The following is a 21,551-nucleotide window of genomic DNA, read 5'->3' as shown; positions in this document are numbered from 1 at the left end:
TCCTCCCGCGTGCTCAGAACACCTTGCTGAAGGCGAGCAGCTCGACCCCGGGCAGCGGCGACCAGTCGCGCCCGGGGTCGCGGTCGTAGCCGAGACGGGTGTAGACCCGGTGCGCGGTCGCCATCGTCGCCAGCGACGACAGTGCCATCCCGACGGCCCCGTCCTCGCGAGCGCGGTCCTCGCACAGCCGCGCCAGCGCGGTGCCGGCCCCGGCGCCCTGCGCGGCGGGGTCGACCGCCAGCATCCGGAACTCGCCCTCGTCGGCGCGGGCGATCTCGCGCCACCGCGAGCCGGGCGGGCAGTAGGTCACGACCCCGGCCACCCGGTCGTCACCGACCGCGACCCAGACCTCGGCCTGGGCGTCGCGGGTCGCGACGTCGTGCAGCCGGGCTCGGTAGTCGTCCTCGGCCCCGGTGAGGAAGGGCTCGTAGGCCGCGACGCACACGTCGCCCGCCGCCTCGTGCTCGTCCGCCCGGATGCGGCGCAGCTCCAGTCCCGCCATCGAGTGTCAGATGCCGAACGTGTTGCGGGGGTAGGCCGCCTCGACGTCGGTGATCACGTTGACCAGGTAGGGGACGCCGGAGGCGTAGGCACGGTCGAGCGCCGGACCGATCTGCTTCGGGTCGCTCACCGTCTCCCCGGCCCCGCCGAGCGCCCGGACCACCTCGTCGTACGCCGTGCGCGGCGCGAGGTCGGCCACCACGTCGTAGCCGTAGAGCATCTGCATCGGGCCCTTCTCCAAGCCCCAGGCGGAGTTGTTGCCCATCACCATCACGACGGGGAGGTCGTGGCGCACGAGGGTGTCGACGTCCATCAGCGAGAAGCCGGCGGCGCCGTCGCCGAGGAGCAGCGTCACCTGCGCGTCCGGGCGCGCGATGCGGGCCGCGATCGCGGCACCGAGGCCGGCGCCGAGGCAGCCGTAGGGGCCGGGGTCGAGCCAGCCACCGGGGCGCCTGGGCTCGACGTACTTGCCGGCGAAGGAGACGAAGTCGCCGCCGTCGCCGATGACGACCGAGTCGTCCTCGAGGCGCGGCACCAGCTCGCCGTAGATGCGCGCGGGGTGGATCGGGTCGGCCTCGGCGCCCAGCAGGTCGGCGTCACGGGCGGCGGCGACCTTGACCTGGTCGGCGAGCTGGTCGGCCCAGTCGGTCCAGTCGGGCTTGTCGCCGCGCTCGATCGCGGCCTGCAGCCCGTCGAGGACCGTGGTCAGGTCGCCGGAGACCGACGCCGCGAGGTCTGCGTGGCCGGAGACCTGGCCGGGGGAGTCGGCGATGTGGACGACCTTGGCGAAGGCGCCGTCGGGGTTCTTGTCCGGCCCGCCGAAGGCGCCGTAGCCCAGTCGGAAGTCCAGCGGGGTGCCGACGACGACCACGAGGTCGGCGCCCGCCAGCGCCGCGCCGCGGGCCTTCGTCACCAGCGAGCGGTGGCCGCCGGGCACCACGCCGCGGCCCATGCCGTTGGTCAGGGTGGGGATGCCGAGGTCCTCGACCAGGCGCAGGGCCGCCTCCTCGGCGTGGTCGGCCCACACGTCGGTGCCCAGGACGAGCACGGGGCGCCGCGCCGCCGCGAGCAGCCGGGCGACGGCCGCGATGGCGTCGGGGTCGGGCTCGACGCGCGTGCCCTCGCCCGCGGGCACCGTGCCGGTGGCGGGGGCGAAGAACTCGTCCATCGGCACGTCGACGAACACGGGGCCGCGGTGGCTGGAGCGCGCGAGGGTGAAGGCCTCGTCCATGCCGGCGGCCACCTCGCCCGCCGTCATCAGCGTGCGGGCGGCCTTGGCGATCGGGGCGATGATCGGCGGCTGGTCGAGCTCCTGGAGCGAGCCGGTGCCCCAGCGGTTCTGCGGGGCGCGGCCCCCGACGACGACCATGGGGGAGCCCGCGAACTGCGCCTGCGCGATCGCGCTGATGCCGTTGGTGACGCCGGGCCCGGCGGTGAGCACGGCCAGCCCGGGCACACGGGTGAGCTTGCCGGTCGCCTCCGCGGCGAACGCGGCGGTCTGCTCGTGGCGTACGTCGAGCAGCCGCACCGGCGGGCCCTGGCCCTCCTGCTGCGTCTTCACCGCGCCGTCGTACATCGGGAAGACGTGGGCGCCGGACAGGGTGAACATCGTCTCCACGCCGTGGGCGCGGGCGACGTGGACGGCCAGCTCGCCGCTGTGGCCCGAAATCTCGCTCATGCCCCGCAGGTTAGCCGCCCGCTACCCGCAGGTAGGGAGCGTTCGTCATCCGGAGCGCCTCGATGAGCACCAGCAGCAGGTCGGATCGGACCTGCGGCGGCTCCGGGGCGAGCGAGAGCTGCACGAACAGCGCACGCAGGAACGCCTGCGGTGCGGCCGTCGGGGGATAGGGGTCATGGTCGACCGGTCCGACGAAGGGGTTGCCGGCGGCACCGATCCGGTGGATCCACGGCTCGAGGACGTCGGTGCCGAGGGTGTTGCGGCGCAGGATGTTCATGACCGCGGCGGCGATGCGGTCGGGCTCGCCGGCGAGCAGGGGCTCCTCGGCGGGCTGCAGCAGGCGCTCGGCGAGGATGTCGAGGAGCAGGGCGTGCTCGGGCCCGGCGAGGTGCGGCGACTCGCCGAGCGCGCCGATGGCGTCCGCGCCGTGGGCCACCGCGTGCGCCCAGCCCTTGTCGGGCACGAAGCCGCGGGTGTCGCGCTCGGTGAGGAACCAGGTCGCGAGCCGGTCACCCCACTCCATGACCTTCTGGCTCGGCAGCAGGTGCTGCTCGTTGTCGCGCTCGAGGCAGACCGCGAGGATCAGCACGCTGAAGCTGCGCCGGAACACGGTGTCGGTGCCGGTCTCGCCGAGGCCCACGGACAGGCCCGCGACCATGCCGTCGCCGAGACCCGCGAGGAGGTCGTCGTAGATCCCGCGCTCGATCCAGGTGGCGAAGGCGGGGAAGGCGGTGCCGTCGCGCACCTCGGGCTCGGTGGAGCCGAGCATCGTGGTGAGCTCGGTCGTCAGCTCGTCGAGGGGCCGGTCCGAGGGGACCTCGAACCCGGTCGCCTGCACCTGGCTCCAGTACCCGATCGACATGCGCCCCATCCTGCCAGCCGCCCCCGACACCTTCCTAGCCCGGTCCACGGCACGCCCTAGGCTGGGCCGGTGCCATCCCTCCACGAGCTCGTGCGAGCCCACACCGACCTCGTCGAGGACGACGTGGCGTGGCTCCAGCTGCTCATGGCCGACTGGCAGATCCTGGCCGACCTGTCCTTCGCCGACCTCGTGCTCTGGCTGCCCGACCGCGAGGGCAGGGGCTACTGGGCCGGGGGGCAGATGCGCCCCACGACAGGTCCGACGGCCCTGGTGGACGACGTGCTCGGCACCTTCATCCCCACCGGGCGTCGGCGCATGCTCGACGAGGCCTTCGGGTCCGGGCGCCTGGTCCGCGAGGGCGACCCGGAGTGGCGCGACGACGTGCCGGTGCGCGTCGAGGTCATCCCCGTGCGCCGCGACGGTCGCGTGATCGCCACGATCGCGCGCAACACCAACCTGCTCGGCGTACGCACCCCGAGCCGCCTCGAGCTCAGCTATCTCCAGACCGCGGCCGACCTCACCCAGATGATCGCCGCCGGCTGGTTCCCGCTCCCGGGCCAGCGCAGCGACCACGCCGACTCACCCCGCGTCGGGGACGGCTTCGTGCGGCTCGACGCGGCCGGCCGCGTCGTCTACGCCAGCCCCAACGGGCTCTCGGCCTACCGCCGTCTCGGTCTCCAGGGAGACCTCACCGGGCTGGTGCTCGCCGACCTCACGCGTGACCTCGTGCCCGCCCGCAAGCGGCTCGACGAGGAGACCCTCAGCGCCGTCCTCGGTGGCCGGGACGGGCGGGCGACCGAGGTGGGCACCGACGACGTCACCCTGATCGTGCGCAGCATCCCCCTGCGGCCGCAGGGGGAGCGCAGCGGGGCGCTGCTGCTCATGCGCGACGTCACCGAGCTGCGCAGCCGTGACCGCGAGCTGGTCACCAAGGACGTCACGATCCGCGAGATCCACCACCGGGTGAAGAACAACCTGCAGACCGTCGCCGCGCTGCTGCGCCTGCAGGCGCGGCGTACGGACGCCGAGGACGCCAAGGCCGCGCTCGAGGAGGCGGTGCGCCGGGTCGGGTCGATCGCGATCGTCCACGAGACCCTGAGCCACGCGGTCGAGGAGACCGTCGACTTCGACGAGATCGCCGACCGGCTGGGCTCGATGGTGGTCGACGTCAGCGGCGTGGAGGTGCCGGTCCGGGTCGTGCGCGAGGGCTCCTTCGGCAAGCTGCCCTCCGAGGCGGCGACCCCGCTCGCGATGGTGCTCACCGAGGTGCTGCAGAACGCCGTCGAGCACGGCTACGCCGGGGGGTCGTCGCAGAGCGAGGGCCGAGTCGTGGTCACCGCGCGCAGGATCGTGGGCCGCCTGCACGTGGTCGTCGAGGACGACGGTCGCGGTCTGCCCGAGGGGTTCGACCTCGACACCTCGACGCAGCTCGGCCTCTCGATCGTGCGCACGCTGGTCGAGTCCGAGCTCGGCGGTGTGCTGGAGATGGGGCCGGGCACCCGCGGCACGCGCGTGCAGGTCGACCTCCCGATCGACTGAGCGGCGCCGTCGAGCAGTCCTGGCGCGGGCGCGACCTCAGGCGGTGCGGATGCGGGCGCGAGCGTTGCGGCGCTTCAGCGCGCGTCGCTCGTCCTCGCTCAGGCCGCCCCAGACCCCGTGGTCCTGGCCGGCCTCGAGGGCCCAGGCCAGGCACTGCTCGCGCACCTCACAGCGCCGGCACACCTGCTTGGCCTCCTCGATCTGGAGGATCGCGGGTCCGGTGTTGCCGATCGGGAAGAACAGCTCAGGGTCCTCGTCGAGACATGCGGAGCGGCTGCGCCAATCCATGAGTGGGGGAATCCCTCTTTCTGAGTCACAGGCAGTTGCTGTTTTCGGACATTCAGCTGGGCCCGGGCGCTCGAAAGCGCAGCGACAAGACTCGCAACATTTGAACGTTCACACAACCCCAAACGGTGGTCGTGTCCGTCACAACTACGCTGTCGTCGTGCCTGTTACGCGTCCTGACAATCCCCCTGGTGCAGACCATAGCGTGCCTGCGCCCCTCGTGGTGGCCGCGTCGCTCGCCGCTCTCGAGGCGTTCGTGCTGGCCGCGCTCGGTGTCCTCGAGCTGGCCAACCTGCGCACCGTCCGCCTCACCATGGGCGTGACCACCGCCGGGTTCTTCCTCGCCGCCGCCGCCGGGCTGGGCTGGTGCGCCTGGTCGCTGTGGAGGGTGCAGCGATGGGCGCGCGGGCCCGTGGTGATGGCGCAGCTGATCGTGCTGGGGCTCGCGTGGAACCTGTGGGACGGCGCGACCCGGCCGCTCTCGGCCGGGCTCGCCGTCGTCGCCCTGGTGACCATCGCGGGGCTGCTGCACCCCGCGAGCACGCACGTGCTCGAGGAGGACGCCCGCCTCGGCGGGTGACGCCCGGCCCCGCCGGTGCGGACCGGCCTCGAGTCAGTCGGCCTCGAGCGAGGTGCGCAGCTGGGCCAGCGTGCGGGTCAGCAGCCGCGAGACGTGCATCTGCGAGACGCCGATCTCCTCGGCGATCTGTGACTGCGTCATGTTCTTGAAGAAGCGCAGCAGCAGGATCCGCTTCTCGCGCTCCCCGAGCCCCTCGAGCAGGGGCTTGATCGACTCACGGATCTCGACGTGCGCGATGTTGGAGTCCTCCACACCGAGGCTGGCGAGCATCGCCGGCGGACCGTCCTCGCTGTCGTCGGAGGCGTCGAGCGACAAGGTGGCGTAGGCGTGGGAGGACTCGATGCCCTCCATGATCTCCTCCACCGAGCAGCCGATGACCTCGGCGAGCTCGCGGGGGGTGGGGGAGCGGCCGAGCTTCTGGGTGAGCTCGCCGGTCGCCCCGCCGATCTGCATCCGCAGCTCCTGCAGGCGCCGCGGCACGCGGATCGCCCACCCCTTGTCGCGGAAGTGGCGCTTGATCTCACCGATGACCGTCGGCGTGGCGTAGGTCGAGAACTCGACGCCGCGGTCGGTCTCGAAGCGGTCCACCGCCTTGATCAGGCCGATGGTGCCCACCTGCACCAGGTCCTCGAACGGCTCACCGCGGTTGCGGAAGCGCCGCGCGCAGTGCTCGACCAGTGAGAGGTGCAGGTGCACCAGGTCGTCGCGCGCGCCCGCCCGCTGCGCGGTGCTGCCGTCGGCATCGCGCATGAGCGCGAAGAGCTCGGCGCTGCGTGCGCGCACGTGGTCGAGCCCGGACGGCACGTCGTCGTCGTGCTCGCGGTGCTCGACGGTCCCCACCGCCGTGTGATCCCCCGTGTCCCCCGTGTCTGCGCTCATGTCAGAGCTCGGCACCCGTCATTCCTGCCGCGACCGTCGAGGTGACCGTGAAGCGGACGCGGAAGCGACCGTCCTCGGGGCCGGCCGCGGCGTCCTGCGCCATCGTGTCGAGCACCTGCCAGGCGAAGCTCTCGGTGTCGAGCGGGGGCTCGTCCGACGCCTCGGTCTCGAGGGTGACGGTCATGGAGGCCGGCGTGGAGGCGGGCGTGGCGGCCCGGCCGAAGAAGAAGCACGCGACCAGGTCGGTGCCGGGGTCGGCGGCCGGGATCACCAGCGCGGTCGCCTCGCCGATGGCGATGCGCAGGTCCTCGATGTCGTCGATGGTGAAGTCCAGGCGTGCAGCGAGACCTGCGGCGGTGGTGCGCACGACCGAGGCGTAGGCGCCCACGGCGGGCAGTCGGAGCTCGACGTCGGCGCGAGGGCCCCCGGTGTGATCTGCCATCTGGGTCAATGTCCCGTCGTCGAGGCGGATGTGCTCGCCACACCCTAGCCGGGTGTCAGCCGAACCACGGGCAGACCTGGTCACGGGTGCGCAACGCGTGGCGGTGGGCGGGGTCGCGCAGCAGGGTCGGGGTGCCGACGGTGCGCACCGGCACCGAGCCGGGACGACGTACGCCGTCCGCGTGGCCGTCCGCGAGCGGCTCCAGCTCGACCACGACGCCGCACACGCCCTGGCCGAGGTCCTCGACAGTGGTCGGGCCGAGCCGGTGCAGCATCCCCAGCGAGGCCGGGTTGGACTTGAGCACGTCGGTGACGATGCGTCGCACACCCTCGGGTCGCGAGCGCACCAGCACCTCGAGCAGCACCGTGGCGACGCCGCGGCCCTGCCACTCGTCCTTGACGGTGACGGCGAGGTCGGCGGCGTCCGGGGCGTCGTCGTAGCGCACCATGCGGGCCAGCGCGACGGGGTCGTAGGTCCCGGGGGAGGTCTCCACGCACAGCACGAGCGCCACGTGGTCGACGCCGTCCACGTCGTCGACGAGGTGCTGCAGCATGTCGTCGCTGAGGTGCATCACGGGCGCGAGGAACCGGCGCCGTCGCGACTCCGGCGACAACGTCTCGAACTCGGCGGCCAGCGTGGCGCGGTCCGTGCGCTGCAGGGGCAGCACGAAGGCGTCGGTGCCGTCACGCAGGCGGACTTCCTCGATCAAGGGGGCCTCCGGTCGCCGAGGGATGCACGACGGCCGGGCGCGGACACGTGGTCCGGGCCCGGCCGTCGGCAGGAAACCTAGCGGAGCGGCAAGCCGCTCAGAAGAAGGCCTGTGCAGGCCCCGCCCCGCGGCCTCTGAGGAGTGCGGAGCAACAAGCTGCTCGGAAGAAGGCCTGAGCAGCGTCCGCTCCGCGGCCTCTGCTCAGGCCTTCTTCGTCTCCCAGAAGATCTCGGCGATCTCGTCGATCTTGGCGAGCAGCTCGTCGGCCTTGGCCGCGTCGAGCTCGCCCTTGGTGCCCGAGGCGCCGGCCAGCTTGGTGGCCTCGTTGACCAGCGTGTGCAGCTGGGGGTACTTCTCGAAGTGCGGGGGCTTGAAGTAGTCGGTCCACAGCACCCACAGGTGGTGCTTGACGAGCTCCGAGCGCTGCTCCTTGATGAGGATCGCGCGGGTGCGGAAGTCGGGGTCGTCGTTGTCGGCGACCTTGGCGATGATCGCCTTGATGGACTCGGCCTCGATGCGTGCCTGGGCGGGGTCGTAGACGCCGCAGGGCAGGTCGCAGTGGGCGGAGACCTCGACGGTGGGGGCAAGCAGGTGGCGAAGCATCTGGATCCTCTCGGTCGGGAGTCTGCTACTTCCTGCGACACTACTCCGCGTGCAGAGGGGTCGGCAGCGGGGTCTCGCCCGGAGGGGTGCCCGCTCCGGACCGCCCTTCGGGACCGCCGTGGTGCGCGGTCGTTCGATGCTCCCGACGCTGCGCGAGGGCGACCTGCTGCTCGTCCGCCACGGTGCCGAGGTGCGGCCCGGGGCGCTCGTCGTGGCGCGCTTCGCCGACGGGACGCTGGCCGTCAAGCGCGCCGTCGAGCGGCGCCCGACGGCCACGGGAGCCGACGGCTGGTGGTTGCTGAGCGACAACCCCGGCGAGGGCGTCGACTCCCGCCACCGGGGCCCGGTGCCGGACGAACGGGTGCTGGGCGTCGTACGCCTGCGGGTGTGGCCTTCCCCACGCGTGGGACGCGCCCTGCGGGCCCGCTGAGCTGTGCCAGTATCGCCGGCATGGCAACGCATCCGCACGCTGGCGACCCGGTGTTCGACCTGCACCTCGGCGGCAAGATGGAGATCGTCTCGACGGCCGCGCTGACCGGCCCCGAGGAGCTCGCCCTCGCCTACACCCCCGGCGTGGCACGCGTGTGCGAGGCGATCGCGGCCGACCCCTCGATGACCCAGCACTACACGTGGGTGCCCAACACCGTCGCCGTGGTCACCGACGGCACCGCCGTGCTGGGCCTCGGTGACATCGGCCCCGCCGCCGCGATGCCGGTGATGGAGGGCAAGGCGGTGCTGTTCAAGCAGTTCGGCGGCGTCGACGCCGTGCCGATCTGCCTCGACACGACCGAGGTCGAGGAGATCATCGAGACCGTGGTGCGCCTGGCCCCGAGCTTCGGCGGCATCAACCTCGAGGACATCTCCGCGCCGCGGTGCTTCGAGATCGAGGCGCGGCTCAAGGAGCGCCTCGACATCCCCGTCTTCCACGACGACCAGCACGGCACCGCGGTGGTCGCGCTCGCCGCGCTGACCAACGCGCTCCGGCTCACCGGCCGCGACGCCGCGACCGCGCGCGTCGTGGTGCAGGGTGCCGGTGCCGCCGGCGTGGCCGTGGCCCGCATCCTGCTCGAGGCTGGGGTGCGCGACGTGGCGGTGCTCGACCGCCAGGGGGTGCTCAACTCCGAGCGCCACGACCTCACCGAGGTCAAGGCCGCGCTGGCCCGCGACACGGCCGACGTCTTCGGGCGCCGCGGCAGCCTGGCCGACGTGATGGCCGGGGCCGACGTCTACATCGGCGTCTCCGGCGGTCAGGTGCCCGAGGAGATCGTCGCCTCGATGGCACCCGACGCGATCATCTTCGGCCTGGCCAACCCGACGCCGGAGGTGCACCCCGACCTCGCGCACAAGTACGCCCGCGTGGTGGCCACCGGCCGCTCCGACTTCCCCAACCAGATCAACAACGTCCTGGCCTTCCCCGGCATCTTCCGTGGCGCCTTCGACGTGCACGCCACCGCCATCACCGAGGGGATGAAGGTCGCCGCCGCGCACGCCCTCGCCGAGCTCGTCGGCGACGACCTGAGCGAGGACCTGGTCATCCCGTCGCCCTTCGACCCGCGGGTGCCCGGCGCGGTGCGGGAGGCCGTCGCGGAGGCCGCGCGTCGCGACGGGGTCGCGCGCCGCTGATCAGCCAGGCAAGGCCGCGAGGACCTCGACCACCTCGCTCGGCGACGGCATCTCCGCGATCTCCGTCGACACCGCCCGCGCCTGCAGGAGGAACGACTCCTCGGTGAGCAAGCGCGTGGCCGCCTGGACGACCGACTCCGGAGACACGTCGTCGGGCTCCAGCACGAGCACGGCCCCGACGCGCTTCCCGCCTGCGGCGTTGCGGAACTGGTCAGCCGCCATCGGCAGGCACAGCTGCGGCCTCCCGGCCGCGAGGGCGCCCAGGAAGGTGCCGGAGCCGGCATGCGAGACCACCAACGCGCACTGGTCGATGATCTCCGCCTGGTCGACCCACTTCTCGATGCGGACGTTGTCGGGCAGCCCGGACAGTTGGTGGGCATCGCCGTCCGGCCCGACGGCCACCAGCAACCGGATCGGCATGGTGGCGAGGGCGGAGGCCACGAGCGGAAGGACCGGCGACTGGTTCTGGACCGTGCCGAGAGTCAGGTACACCAAGGGAGTGTCGTCGCGGGGCGGCTGCATCGTCCGGGGCGACGCGGGCCGCAACGGTTGTGTCCGTGGAACGTGTCCCATGGGCACCGACTGCACCGACCTCGGACAGATGTCGAGGTAGAGGCTGGTGAAGCACCCGAGGTAGGGCGGCGGCTCGTGCCCGTGGGCTGCCCACACGGGCTCGACGGCCTCGGCGGCGCTGCGCACGATCTCGGCCGGTATGGCACCCCCGAATGCGTGCGTGACGCTCGGTCTGCCGAGCACGGCACCGACCAACGGGGAGGCGAGCTCGCCGTGCTCGTGGATCAGCAGGTCGGGATGCCACCGTCGTGCCAGCGCCAGGAGGTCGTGCGCCATCGGCGGGGTGAGGAGGGCTCCGAACAGGCGAGGGAACATGAACGCCGCCCGCTGCGAGGGAGCGACCTGCGCCGCCCGCGCATGCAGGAGCTCGAGTCCACGGTGCAGCTCCTCGCCGGTCAGGCCCGCGGGCGCGGTGGCGATGCCGGCGGCCGCGAGCTGCGGGATCGCCTGCGCGCTCGTCGCCCAGAGCACGCTGTGGCCGCTCGTGCCGAACGCCTTGGCCAGCGGCAGCATCGGGAGGACGTGGCCGTAGCCGAAGGTGGACGAGAAGAGGACCCTCATGGCGACCCCTCACCCTCAGAACCCGATCGACGGCTCCGGCTCGACCAGCGTGCGCATCGCCCCTGCGAGCTCGGCGTACGCCCCTCGACGATACTCCCGGACGAGTCCCGCGCGCAGGCGTCCGCCTATCGAGTGCCCGAGGAAGCCGGAGCCCAGCACGGCGACGTCGAGGCCGACGTCCGCGGCGTCGTCGGTCCGCACTGCGGCCCCGGAGCCGGCCGACGCGGTGAGCCGCCAGCGACCCGCGTTCCACGGTGCGTGGCGGTCCTCGACCTCCACCACCACGTCGCAGTCGTGCTCGTAGCCGCGCTGCGACCAGGCCGCCCCGAGGTCGACCAGGCGCACCCAGGTGCTGTCCCACGTGTGGAGCTCGCCCGTGCCGCGGGGGCCACCGACCCAGTCGACCAGCGGGTCGTCGACCGCGATGCTCTCGAGCTTGGTGGACCCCATGAGGTCGACGTCGACGAGCCGACGGGCGAGCGCGAGCCGCGCAGCCGGCGATCCGGTGACCATCCCCGCCGTGACGGTGCCCGAGGGGCGCGCCTGCTCCCACTTGTGCTCGCGGCGCAGGCCGACGTAGCCCACGTCGACCCCGCCGCGCCGCGCGAAGAGCACGCGCCGCGGCTCCTTGTCGCGCAGCGCCTCGGCGGGCTCGAAGGCCATGAGGGAGAAGAAGCCGGGCGAGCCGACGATCGTCCCGGGGCGCTCGGAGGCGCACGCGAGCTGGCAGGCGCGCATCCGCTCGGTCACGCCCGGTGCGGCCATGTCGACGAGCTGGGTGGTGAGCGCGCGGGCCTCCTCCTCGAGGTGGGGCGCGGTGAAGGTGGTCCCGCGCCCGAGCGAGACCTGGAGGTGGAGCGCGGCCATCCCGTAGCCGAAGCGGCCGTAGATGCCCGGCTCGCTCGCGTGCAGCGCGGACAGGGCGGTCCCGGCGTCGCGCGTGCGGGCCAGGTGGTCGCGCATCATCGCCGACAGGACGCCCTGGCGGCGACTGTCGGGGTGCACGCCGACCCACGTCAGGCCGGCGACCGGCACGAGCGCCCCGCCGGGGAGCGCGAGCTCCATGGGCCGCACGCCGTAGATGCCGGCGTGCAGGTGCTCGGGACCGTCGGGCAGGTCGGCCACGAAGCGCTGGTCCTCGGGGAGGCCGAGCCGCATGGCCTCGGCGTCGTTGTCGCTCACCTCCCCGAACCACACGAGATGGTCGGTGGCGAGGTACTTCCCCGCGTCGGTCGAGGGGCGTACGTCGATGCTCACCCGGCAACCCAAACGTCTGGGCTCCGGACCTGCAACCGGTTAAGCAAGCCCACTCGCTAGGGTCGGGACATGTTCGCCGTCTATGCCGAGTCCTTCTCCTCCGACGACCCGCTGAGCGGCCTGGTGGTGGGGGAGCGACCCGCTCCCGAGGCCCCCGAGGGCTGGGCGACCGTGACCGTCAAGGCCGCCAGCCTCAACCACCACGACCTCTGGTCGCTGCGCGGGGTCGGGCTGCGCCAGGAGGCGCTGCCCATGATCCTCGGCTGCGACGCCGCGGGGCTCGACGAGGACGGCAACGAGGTCGTCGTGCACGGCGTCATCGGCGACCCGCGCTGGACCGGCGACGAGGCCGACGACCCGGGCCGCTCGCTGCTCTCCGAGCGCCACCAGGGCACCTTCGCCGACCAGGTCGTGGTGCCGCGGCGCAACCTCGTGCCCAAGCCCGCCTCGCTGTCCTTCGAGGAGGCCGCCTGCCTGCCCACCGCGTGGCTCACCGCCTATCGCATGCTCTTCGTGCAGGGCGACTGCAAGCCGGGGGAGACCGTGCTGGTGCAGGGAGCCGGTGGAGGGGTCGCCACCGCGCTCATCACCCTCGGCCGCGCTGCCGGGCTGACCGTGCTGGCCACCAGCCGTGACGAGGCCAAGCGCACCCGCGCCCTCGAGCTCGGCGCCCACGAGGTCTTCGAGTCCGGCGCCCGCCTGCCGGTCAAGGTCGACGCCGTGATGGAGACCGTCGGGCGCGCCACCTGGGACCACTCGGTCAAGTCCCTGCGCCCCGGCGGCCGCATCGTCATCAGCGGCACCACCTCGGGACCGAACGTCGACGACGCCCAGCTGACCCGCATCTTCTTCCTGCAGCTCTCCGTCATCGGCTCGACGATGGGCACGCGTCAGGAGCTCGACCGCCTGGTCCGCTTCCTCGACGCGACCGGTGCCCGGCCGCTGGTCGACCGCACGCTGCCGATGGAGCAGGCGGCCGACGGGTTCGCCGCGATGGCGCAGGGCGACGTCTTCGGCAAGATCGTCTTCACCCGGTGAAGCACGTCGTCACCGGTGCGGGCTCGGGCATCGGGCTCGCGCTGGCCCACCGCCTCGTTGACCGGGGCGACGAGCTGGTGCTGCTGGCGCGCACCGAGGCGCGCGCCGCCGAGCTCGCCGGCGTCTTCCCGCAGGCGCAGCTGCTGGTCGCCGACCTCGCCGACCCGGGCACGCTCAACGGGCTCGGCCGCGAGGTCGACGGTGCCGTCGACACGGTCGTGCACGTGGCCGGCGTCGTCGAGCTCGCGCCGGTCGCCCAGCTGCGGCTTGTCGACTGGGAGGAGCAGCTCGCGGTCAACCTGACGGCACCCGCGGTGCTGACGCGCGAGCTCCTGCCGCACGTGCGCGAGGCCCGCGGGACCGTCGTCTTCGTGAACTCCTCGGCCGGGCTCAGCGCGGGCGCCGAGTGGTCGGCGTACGCCGCCTCGAAGTTCGGCCTGCGCGCCCTCGCCGACTCCCTGCGGGCCGAGGAGGTGGAGCACGGGGTGCGGGTGAGCACGGTCTACCCGAGCCGCACCGCGACCCCGATGCAGGAGAAGGTCCACGAGCAGGAGGGCCGCACCTACGACGCGTCGCGCTGGATCAGCGCCGAGACCGTCGTCGACACGATCCTCCACGTCATCGACCTCCCGGCGGACGCGACGATTCCCGATGTCACCGTGCGTCCGGTGGTGCCCCGCACCACCTGAGCCGGTCGTCAGTCGGCGGCCGGCTCGAGCACGAAGGCCCGGATCCGCCGGCTCGACCCCACGCGGGTGCGATAGCTGAGGTATCCGGGGTAGAAGCGTGCCGCCAGCGCGAAGATCTCGTCGCTCTCGGCTGGAGTGGCGGCACGAGCGCGGACCTCGCGCGAGATACCGCGGTAGGCGACGCGCGCTGCGGGGTCGGCCTCCAGGTTGAGGACCCACGCCGGCGTCGAGGGCTGGCCGAAGTTGGTGCCGAGCAGCGCCAGGGTGCCGGCGTACGGCGTCGCGATGAGGTGGCTGGTGCGCGGTCGTCCGGACCTGCGTCCCGTCGTCGTCACGTCGAGCACGGCCAGGCCCGCCAGCAGGCTCGGCGCGCTGTGGCGCCCGCGGGTCAGCCTCGCGACGGCGTCGTCGAGGTGTCGCAGCGAGTGCGCGAACAGCCAGCCGCCCGCTCGGGTGCCGGCGCCCCAGCGCACCACGCGGTGCAGGGGGTTGGCTGAGGCGTGCGAGTAGCCGAGGTCGTCCGCGAGGCCCGGGGAGGGAGGCATGGCACGCATCATGCCTCGCGCGAGCGCCAGCTGAGCGCGCCCACGAGCAGCATCCGCAGCTGGGTGCGGGCCTCGGCGAGGGTGCGCGCCTCGGAGTCGGGGTCCTCGACGAGCCGCTCGGCCATGGTGACGACGAACGACACGATGAGGTCGGCGAGCAGGCCGATGTCGGTGCTGGAGTAGTGCTCGGCGGCACCGCTGCGGGCGATGTCGGTGGCGAGCTCGCGGGTGATGAGCTCGATCTCGTGGCGGATCGCCTCGCGCACGCGCGGCGGGCCGGCGGTCCGCTCGCGGGCGATGAAGGCGTAGTGGGACCGGTTGTCCCGCACGTGCTGGGCCACGATCGGCAGCGAGCCGTCGATGAAGTCGCGGTACTCCGGGGCGTGGCGCCACACGTCGAGCAGCATCAGCCGCAGCGACCGGAAGCTCTCGTCGACCAGGGCGAGGCCCAGCAGCTCGAGCGAGCCGAAGTGGCGGTAGAACGCGGTCGGGACGACGCCGACCTGCTTGGCGACCTGGCGCAGCGAGATCGCCGCCAGGTTGGAGTCGGCGGCCAGCGCCAGCGCGGCGTCGAGGATCGCACGGCGGGTGCGCTCCTTGCGGTCCGCGCGCGTCTCGCCGTCGACGGCCTCGCCCACTCCCGTCGCGCCCATGGCGTGATCGTAGGGCACCCACGGACCGAGACACAGTGGACAGATGTTCACCGAAGTGGGCCGCATCACCTCCGTGGCGATTGACCGTCTGGTCGCGGGCCGCGATAGTTGAGTGCACAGACGTTCACCGAATGGAGCAAGCATGACCCTCGTGTCCCAGCTCGCCCGCTCCCGTGCCGTGGCGGCGCTGACCTCGCCGCACGGTGTCGACCACTACCTGTCGCGGGTGAATCCCATGTGGGCGGCGCACGAGGTGCGCGGCCGCGTGGTCGCGGTGCACCGCGAGACCGACACGCCCGGCGCGCCGGTCGCCACCCTCACCGTGCAGCCCACGGCGACCTGGCGGGGCCACCTCGCCGGGCAGTACGTCCAGGTCGGGCTCGACCTCCCGGGCTCGGCGCGCCGGATGACCCGCTGCTTCTCGATCTCGTCCGCGGCCTCGGGCGCGGGGGAGGAGTTCACCCTCACCGTCCGCGCGCACGCCGAGGGCCAGGTCAGCAAGTACCTCGTCGACGCCGAGCCGGGGCAGCTGCTCCACCTCTCCCAGGCCCAGGGCGACTTCACCTTGCCGGTCAGCCCCGCCACCCCGGGCATCGACCCGTTGCTCTTCATCACCGGCGGCTCTGGCATCACGCCCGCCATGTCGATGGTGCGGACGCTGCTCCGCGACGGCTACGAGGGCCGGGCCGGACGTCCCGTGACGTTCCTCCACCACGCCCGCTCCGCCGAGGACCAGATCTTCGCCGAGGAGCTGGCCGACATCGCGGCGGCGGACAACGACGTCGCCGTGCACCTGCGCCACGGGGACGCCGTCTTCAACGAGCTCGAGCTCCGCCGCCTCGTCCCCGGCTTCCGAGACACCGACACCTGGGCCTGTGGCCCGGCCGGCATGATCGAGCTGGTGCGGGCGGCGTACGCCGACAGCCCGCGGTTGCGGCTCGAGCTGTTCAAGCCCCCGACCACCTCCAGCGGCGCGGCCGAGGGTGACCTCACCTTCGCCGCGACCGATCGGCAGGTCGCCAACACCGGTGCCTCGATCCTCGAGCAGGCCGAGGAGGCGGGCCTCAGCCCCGTCTTCGGCTGCCGGATGGGCATCTGCTTCTCCTGCACCACCCGCAAGTCCGAGGGCACCGTGCGCAACGTGCTCTCCGGCGCGGAGTCCTCGTTGCCCGACGAGGACATCCAGATCTGTGTCTCTGCCCCCGTCGGCGACTGCGTCGTCGACCTGTGATGGAAGGACCACTCCGATGACCACTCCGACGACCACCCAGGACCAGAAGCTCACCCCCGACCAGCTCGAGGCCTTCGGCGCCGAGATGGATGCGCTCCGCCAGCGCGTGCTGGCCGACCTCGGCGACGCGGACGCCGACTACATCCGCACCGTCGTCAAGCGCCAGCAGCAGCTCGAGGTGCTCGGCCGCGCCCTGTTCTACCTCCCGCCCGCCTGGCCGCTCGCCGTGGCCGCGCTCTCGCTGTCGAAGATCCTCGAGAACATGGAGATCGGCCACAACGTGATGCACGGCCAGTACGACTGGATGGGCGACCCGCACCTGAGCTCGCGCGTCTACGAGTGGGACAACGTGTGCCCGAGCGAGCAGTGGAAGTACTCCCACAACTACATCCACCACACGTTCACGAACATCCTCGGCAAGGACCGCGACATCGGCTACGGCATCCTGCGCATGGATGAGGACCAGGAGTGGCACCCCTACTACCTCGGCAACCCCGTCTACGCCTTCCTGCTGATGGTCTTCTTCGAGTGGGGCGTGGCCATGCACGACCTCGAGGTCGAGAACATCGTGCGGGGCACGCGGAAGATGGAGGACAACAAGGCGCTGCACGCCGGCATCATGCGCAAGGTGCGCCGCCAGGCGCTCAAGGACTACGTCCTGTTCCCCGCGCTGACCGGCCCGCTGTTCCCGCTCACCCTCGCCGGCAACGCGACGGCCAACCTGGTGCGCAACGTCTGGGCGTTCAACATCATCTTCTGCGGGCACTTCCCGGCAGGCGCCGAGACGTTCAGCGAGGCCGAGTGCGCCGACGGATCGGACGGGAAGGAGACCCGCGGGCACTGGTACTACCGCCAGGTCCTGGGCTCGGCCAACATCTCCGGTGGTCGGCTGTTCCACGTGCTGTCGGGCAACCTCAGCCACCAGATCGAGCACCACCTGTTCCCGGATCTGCCGGCCCGGCGCTACCCGCAGATCGCGGGCGAGGTGCGCGAGATCTGCGAGCGCTACGGCATCGCCTACACGACCGGACCGCTGCGACGGCAGCTGGGCAGCGTGGCGCGCAAGATCTGCCGCCTCGCCCTGCCGGACCGTACGTCGCCGCAGCCGGGCGAGCGCGACGCCGTACGCCCGCTGGCTGCCTGACTTCGCACCCGAGTCTCCTGGTTGTCACCCCACATCTGGGGTGACAACCAGGAGACCCCCCGGATATCCGGGGACCCGCGCGAGGAGGCGGAGCCGCCTAGTCCTCGGGGTCGTCGAGCCTGGCCAGCCACGTGGCCAGGCGCTCGACGGGCACCTCGAAGTCGGGGTGCGCGTCGACGAACGCCTGGAGCTGCTCGGCGAGCCAGGCCAGGGTGACCTCCTCGTCACCCCGGCGCCGCTCGAGCTCCTCGATCCCCCGGTCGGTGAAGTACACCCCGGCTCCTCCTCGGGCTCTGCCTCAGTAGTCGTTGCCGGCGCTGCGCGCCGCCTCGAAGGCCGCGTCGAGCAGCGTCTTCTGCTCCTCGGTGTGCCGCTTCACCGTGCCCACCGACGGCGAGGCCGAGGACGGGCGGGTGATCGGCTCGACGGTGAGGTCGAGCTGCGGCCACACGTTGAGCTGGTAGTGCGGCCACGGGCCCATGTTGCGCGGCTCGTCCTGCACCCAGCGGATCGCCTTGAGGTTCGGGTACTTCGCGATCTCGGCCTTGATCTCCTCGACCGGGTTCGGGTAGAGCCGCTCGACCCGGCCGATGGCGAACTTCGCGCCGTCCTCGCGCTTCGAGCGCTCGACCATGAGGTCCCAGGTCACGCGACCCGAGCACATGATCAGCACCTCGACCTGGTCGCGGTCGGCAGCGTCGTCGCCGATGAAGGGACGGAACGTCGTGTCGCCGACGAAGTCCTCCGGCTTGGACGCCGCCTCCTTGCGCTTGAGCATCGACTTCGGGGTGAAGACGATGAGGGGGCGGTGCTCCTCGCCGAGGGAGTGGCGGCGCAGCAGGTGGAAGTACGACGCGGGCGTCGAGGGCTGCGCGACGACCATCGCGTCCTCCGCGCTCATCGTCAGGAACCGCTCGATGCGCGCCGAGGAGTGGTCGGGGCCCTGGCCCTCGTAACCGTGGGGGAGCAGCAGCACGACACCGGACTGCTGGCGCCACTTGGTCTCACCGGCGGAGATGAACTCGTCGATGATGGTCTGCGCGCCGTTGACGAAGTCGCCGAACTGCGCCTCCCAGAGCACCAGTGCCTCGGGGCGCGCGACGGAGTAGCCGTACTCGAACCCGAGGGCGGCGTACTCCGAGAGCAGCGAGTCGTAGACGTGGAACTTGGCCTGGTCCTCGGTGAGGTTGGTCAGCGGCGTCCACTCGTCGGCGTTGGTGCGGTCGATGATCGTGGCGAAGCGCTGCACGAAGGTGCCGCGGCGCGAGTCCTGCCCGGCCAGGCGCACCGGGCGGCCGTCCATCAGCAGGGAGCCGAAGGCGAGGATCTCGCCGGTGCCCCAGTCGATCGGACCGTCGGTGATGGCGGCCGAGCGACGCTGCAGCTGCGGCATCACCTTGGGGTGCACGGTGAAGTCGTCGGGCGGCGTGACATAGCTGTCGGCGATCCGCTTGAGGACCTCCGGCGTGACCGCGGTCGAGAAGTCGCCCGCGGGCTTGTCGGGGTAGTCGGGGACCGTGGTCCACTCCGTCGGCGCCTCCGAGCTCGCCTCGCGCACCTCGGTGAAGACCCGCTCGAGCTGCTGCTGGTAGTCCTTGAGGACCTGCTCGGCCTCCTCGATCGTGATGTCGCCACGACCGATGAGGGACTCGGTGTAGAGCTTGCGCACCGAGCGCTTCTGCTCGATCAGGTCATACATCAGCGGCTGGGTGTACGACGGGTCGTCGCCCTCGTTGTGGCCGCGGCGGCGGTAGCAGACGAGGTCGATGACGACGTCCTTGTTGAACGCCTGGCGGTAGTCGAACGCGAGCCGGGCCACGCGGATGCAGGCCTCGGGGTCGTCGCCGTTGACGTGGAAGATCGGCGCCTGCACCATCCGCGCCACGTCGGTGGCGTACAGGGAGGAGCGCGACGAGCCGGGCGAGGTGGTGAACCCGACCTGGTTGTTGATCACCACGTGCACGGTGCCGCCGGTGCGGTAGCCGCGCAGCTGCGAGAGGTTGAGCGTCTCGGCCACCACGCCCTGGCCGGCGAAGGCCGCGTCGCCGTGGACGAGCAGCGGCAGCACGGGGTATTCGGCACCCTTGTTGAGGATGTCCTGCTTGGCGCGCGCGATGCCCTCGAGCACCGGGTTGACCGCCTCGAGGTGGGAGGGGTTGGCCGCGACCGAGACCTTGATCTTGTCGCCAGAGCCGGCCACGAACTCGCCCTCGGCGCCGAGGTGGTACTTCACGTCGCCCGAGCCCTGCACGGTGCGCGGGTCGATGTTGCCCTCGAACTCGCGGAAGATCTGGCTGTACTTCTTGCCCACGATGTTGGCGAGCATGTTGAGCCGACCGCGGTGGGCCATGCCGATGGTGACCTCGTCGAGGCCCGCCTCCGCGGCGGCCTCGCAGATCTCGTCGACGAGCGGGATGGTGGTCTCGCCACCCTCGAGGCTGAAGCGCTTCTGCCCGACGAACTTGGTCTGCAGGAACGTCTCGAAGGCCTCGGCCTGGTTGAGCTTGAGCAGGATCCGGAGCTGCTCCTCGCGGGGCGGCTTCACGTGGGGCTGCTCGACGCGCTCCTGGATCCACTTGCGCTGCTCGGGATCCATGATGTGCATGTACTCGATGCCCGTGGTGCGGCAGTAGGAGTCGCGCAGGATGCCGAGGATGTTGCGCAGCTTCATGAAGCGCCGGCCCTCGCCGCCGAACGAGCCGGTGGCGAACTCGCGGTCGAGGTCCCACAGGGTCAGCCCGTGCGACTCGACCTCGAGGTCGGGGTGGCTGCGCTGGCGGTACTCCAGCGGGTCGGTGTCGGCCATGAGGTGGCCGCGGACCCGGTAGGCGTGGATCAGCTCGAGGATGCGGGCCTGCTTGACGATGTCGTCGTCGTGGCTGGCGACCACGTCGCGCGCCCAGCGGATCGGCTCGTAGGGGATGCGCAGCGAGCGGAAGATCTCGTCGTAGAAGTCGTTCTCGCCGAGCAGCAGGCTGTGCACGCGCTTGAGGAACTCGCCCGACTGCGCGCCCTGGATGACGCGGTGGTCGTAGGTCGAGGTCAGCGTCATCGACTTGCTGATCGCGTTGCGGTTGATGGCGTCGTCGGAGGCGCCCTGCCACTCCGGCGGGTACTCCATGGCGCCGACGCCGATGATCGCGCCCTGACCGGCCATCAGGCGCGGCACGGAGTGCACGGTGCCGATGCCGCCGGGGTTGGTCAGCGAGATCGTGGTGCCCTGGAAGTCCGCCACGGTGAGCTTGTTGTCGCGCGCCTTGCGCACGACGTCCTCGTAGGCGGTCCAGAACGCGGCGAAGTCCATCGCCTCCGCGCCCTTGATGCTCGGGACGAGCAGCTGGCGGGTGCCGTCGGGCTTCTTCATGTCGATCGCGAGACCGAGGTTGATGTGGGCCGGCGTGATCAGGTTGGGCTTGCCGTCGACGACCTCGAAGCCGACGTTCATCTCCGGCATCGAGCGCAGCGCCTTGACCAGCGCGTAGCCGATGAGGTGCGTGAAGGAGACCTTGCCGCCGCGGGCGCGGGCGAGGTGGTTGTTGATGACGGTGCGGTTGTCCCACAGCAGCTTCACCGGCACCGAGCGCACCGAGGTGGCGGTCGGCACCGACAGCGAGGCGTCCATGTTGGCCGCGGTGCGGGCCGGGGCGCCGCGCAGCACGGTGTAGGTCGGGGCGTCGCTGGACTGCGTCGGCGCTGCCGGGCTCGGGTCCTTGGCGACGGGGGTGCTGGTGCCCTTGGCAGGCTCCTCGGCCGCGGCCGCCGGGCGGGGGGTCGACTTCGCCGACGACTTCGGCGCCTCGGAGGCGGGCTTGTCGCCAGGCTTCTCAGCAGCCTTCTTGTCAGCAACCTTGGCCGCGGGCTTCTCGGGCGCCTCGGCGGCCGGCTTCGCGGGGGCGGCTGCCTGCTGCGCGGCGGGCGCCGCGGCCTTCGCAGGAGCGGCAGTCCTGGCAGGCGACGAGGACGAGGCGGCAGCGCCGTTGGAGAAGTACGCCGCCCACTCCGGCCCCACGCTCCCGGGATCCTTGTCGTACTGCTCCTTCATCTCCTCCACGAGCCACTCGTTGGCTCCCAGGTCGGATGATGGTGCAACCGAGGAATGGTTGCCGGACTGCCCGTTCGGGGACTGCGACACGCTTGCTTCGCCTCTTCCAGATCTCAT

22 protein-coding genes are annotated in these 21,551 nt (G+C 71.9%); 8 read left to right on the top strand and 14 right to left on the bottom strand.

Going from position 1 to position 21,551, the window contains the following annotated elements; all coding sequences use genetic code 11:
- Window positions 1–13: 13 nt before the first annotated feature.
- Genes ASG76_RS06590 through ASG76_RS06580 form a run of 3 tightly spaced genes read right to left on the bottom strand, consistent with a single transcriptional unit; the run spans window position 14 to window position 3,041 of the window.
- On the bottom strand, window positions 14–502 hold the full coding sequence (locus ASG76_RS06590) for a GNAT family N-acetyltransferase (RefSeq protein ID WP_056601539.1): 489 nt from the start codon (window positions 500–502) through the stop codon (window positions 14–16).
- Between the two features lie 6 nt (window positions 503–508).
- Window positions 509–2,179 carry an acetolactate synthase gene (locus ASG76_RS06585; RefSeq protein ID WP_056601536.1) on the bottom strand — a complete coding sequence of 557 codons (1,671 nt, stop codon included), beginning with the start codon at window positions 2,177–2,179 and terminating at the stop codon, window positions 509–511.
- A 10-nt stretch (window positions 2,180–2,189) separates the two neighbouring features.
- Window positions 2,190–3,041 (bottom strand): DUF2785 domain-containing protein, encoded by an 852-nt coding sequence (locus ASG76_RS06580; protein WP_056601533.1) that lies wholly within the window; start codon window positions 3,039–3,041, stop codon window positions 2,190–2,192.
- Between the two features lie 69 nt (window positions 3,042–3,110).
- On the opposite strand from ASG76_RS06580, the gene ASG76_RS06575 reads away from it, so the two are divergent.
- Complete coding sequence (locus ASG76_RS06575; RefSeq protein WP_056601530.1) at window positions 3,111–4,580, top strand: sensor histidine kinase; 1,470 nt, start codon at window positions 3,111–3,113, stop codon at window positions 4,578–4,580.
- Window positions 4,581–4,616: 36 nt separating this feature from the next.
- Here the strand turns inward: ASG76_RS06575 and ASG76_RS06570 are convergent, their stop codons facing one another.
- Window positions 4,617–4,868 carry a WhiB family transcriptional regulator gene (locus tag ASG76_RS06570; RefSeq protein ID WP_056601527.1) on the bottom strand — a complete coding sequence of 84 codons (252 nt, stop codon included), beginning with the start codon at window positions 4,866–4,868 and terminating at the stop codon, window positions 4,617–4,619.
- A gap of 202 nt (window positions 4,869–5,070) precedes the next feature.
- Here ASG76_RS06570 and ASG76_RS06565 point away from each other — a divergent pair, with 202 nt between their 5' ends.
- Window positions 5,071–5,445 (top strand): hypothetical protein, encoded by a 375-nt coding sequence (locus tag ASG76_RS06565; RefSeq protein WP_157558994.1) that lies wholly within the window; start codon window positions 5,071–5,073, stop codon window positions 5,443–5,445.
- Between the two features lie 33 nt (window positions 5,446–5,478).
- On the opposite strand, the gene ASG76_RS06560 is transcribed toward ASG76_RS06565, so the two are convergent.
- The 4 genes from ASG76_RS06560 to sodN all read right to left on the bottom strand — a co-directional run bounded on the left by ASG76_RS06560 (window position 5,479) and on the right by sodN (window position 8,078).
- Window positions 5,479–6,285: an RNA polymerase sigma factor SigF gene (locus ASG76_RS06560; RefSeq protein ID WP_056601520.1), complete on the bottom strand. Its 807-nt coding sequence runs from the start codon at window positions 6,283–6,285 to the stop codon at window positions 5,479–5,481.
- 40 nt (window positions 6,286–6,325) lie between these two features.
- On the bottom strand, window positions 6,326–6,766 hold the full coding sequence (locus ASG76_RS06555) for a hypothetical protein (protein WP_056601516.1): 441 nt from the start codon (window positions 6,764–6,766) through the stop codon (window positions 6,326–6,328).
- Between the two features lie 55 nt (window positions 6,767–6,821).
- On the bottom strand, window positions 6,822–7,475 hold the full coding sequence (locus ASG76_RS06550; protein ID WP_056601513.1) for a GNAT family N-acetyltransferase: 654 nt from the start codon (window positions 7,473–7,475) through the stop codon (window positions 6,822–6,824).
- A gap of 201 nt (window positions 7,476–7,676) precedes the next feature.
- Entirely contained in the window at window positions 7,677–8,078 is a 402-nt protein-coding gene (sodN, locus tag ASG76_RS06545; protein WP_056601510.1) for a superoxide dismutase, Ni, read from the bottom strand.
- 49 nt (window positions 8,079–8,127) lie between these two features.
- Between sodN and ASG76_RS06540 the strand changes: the two genes are divergently transcribed.
- Entirely contained in the window at window positions 8,128–8,508 is a 381-nt protein-coding gene (locus ASG76_RS06540; protein ID WP_235529435.1) for a S24/S26 family peptidase, read from the top strand.
- A gap of 20 nt (window positions 8,509–8,528) precedes the next feature.
- Window positions 8,529–9,701, top strand: coding sequence for an NADP-dependent malic enzyme (locus ASG76_RS06535; protein ID WP_056601507.1), 1,173 nt, complete (start codon window positions 8,529–8,531; stop codon window positions 9,699–9,701).
- Here the strand turns inward: ASG76_RS06535 and ASG76_RS06530 are convergent, their stop codons facing one another.
- Together ASG76_RS06530 and ASG76_RS06525 are read right to left on the bottom strand one after the other, a co-directional pair.
- Window positions 9,702–10,835, bottom strand: a complete 1,134-nt coding sequence (locus ASG76_RS06530) for a glycosyltransferase (RefSeq protein WP_056601504.1) — start codon at window positions 10,833–10,835, stop codon at window positions 9,702–9,704.
- Between the two features lie 15 nt (window positions 10,836–10,850).
- Entirely contained in the window at window positions 10,851–12,092 is a 1,242-nt protein-coding gene (locus tag ASG76_RS06525; protein ID WP_056601500.1) for a GNAT family N-acetyltransferase, read from the bottom strand.
- A gap of 69 nt (window positions 12,093–12,161) precedes the next feature.
- Here ASG76_RS06525 and ASG76_RS06520 point away from each other — a divergent pair, with 69 nt between their 5' ends.
- Window positions 12,162–13,130, top strand: coding sequence for a zinc-binding dehydrogenase (locus ASG76_RS06520; RefSeq protein WP_056601497.1), 969 nt, complete (start codon window positions 12,162–12,164; stop codon window positions 13,128–13,130).
- Window positions 13,127–13,819 carry an SDR family oxidoreductase gene (locus tag ASG76_RS06515; protein ID WP_056601494.1) on the top strand — a complete coding sequence of 231 codons (693 nt, stop codon included), beginning with the start codon at window positions 13,127–13,129 and terminating at the stop codon, window positions 13,817–13,819. The genes ASG76_RS06520 and ASG76_RS06515 overlap by 4 nt, the downstream gene beginning before the upstream one ends.
- 8 nt (window positions 13,820–13,827) lie before the next feature.
- Here the strand turns inward: ASG76_RS06515 and ASG76_RS06510 are convergent, their stop codons facing one another.
- Window positions 13,828–14,364, bottom strand: coding sequence for a nitroreductase family deazaflavin-dependent oxidoreductase (locus ASG76_RS06510; RefSeq protein ID WP_056602263.1), 537 nt, complete (start codon window positions 14,362–14,364; stop codon window positions 13,828–13,830).
- A gap of 8 nt (window positions 14,365–14,372) precedes the next feature.
- A complete protein-coding gene (locus tag ASG76_RS06505; protein WP_056601491.1) occupies window positions 14,373–15,017 on the bottom strand; it encodes a TetR family transcriptional regulator in 645 nt (214 codons plus the stop codon).
- A gap of 142 nt (window positions 15,018–15,159) precedes the next feature.
- Here ASG76_RS06505 and ASG76_RS06500 point away from each other — a divergent pair, with 142 nt between their 5' ends.
- Together ASG76_RS06500 and ASG76_RS06495 are read left to right on the top strand one after the other, a co-directional pair.
- Entirely contained in the window at window positions 15,160–16,248 is a 1,089-nt protein-coding gene (locus tag ASG76_RS06500) for a ferredoxin reductase (RefSeq protein ID WP_056601489.1), read from the top strand.
- Window positions 16,249–16,264: 16 nt separating this feature from the next.
- On the top strand, window positions 16,265–17,392 hold the full coding sequence (locus ASG76_RS06495; protein WP_056601486.1) for a fatty acid desaturase family protein: 1,128 nt from the start codon (window positions 16,265–16,267) through the stop codon (window positions 17,390–17,392).
- Window positions 17,393–17,489: 97 nt separating this feature from the next.
- Here ASG76_RS06495 and ASG76_RS19380 read toward each other — a convergent pair whose 3' ends face one another.
- Window positions 17,490–17,666 carry a DUF6104 family protein gene (locus ASG76_RS19380; protein ID WP_191195116.1) on the bottom strand — a complete coding sequence of 59 codons (177 nt, stop codon included), beginning with the start codon at window positions 17,664–17,666 and terminating at the stop codon, window positions 17,490–17,492.
- Window positions 17,667–17,690: 24 nt separating this feature from the next.
- A complete protein-coding gene (locus ASG76_RS06490) occupies window positions 17,691–21,551 on the bottom strand; it encodes a multifunctional oxoglutarate decarboxylase/oxoglutarate dehydrogenase thiamine pyrophosphate-binding subunit/dihydrolipoyllysine-residue succinyltransferase subunit (RefSeq protein WP_056601485.1) in 3,861 nt (1,286 codons plus the stop codon).

Origin of the sequence: Nocardioides sp. Soil774 (genome assembly GCF_001428125.1) — a bacterium.
Classification (GTDB): domain Bacteria; phylum Actinomycetota; class Actinomycetes; order Propionibacteriales; family Nocardioidaceae; genus Nocardioides.
Note: the sequence above shows the minus strand (reverse complement) of the source record. Positions and strands in the feature narration are given on the sequence as shown.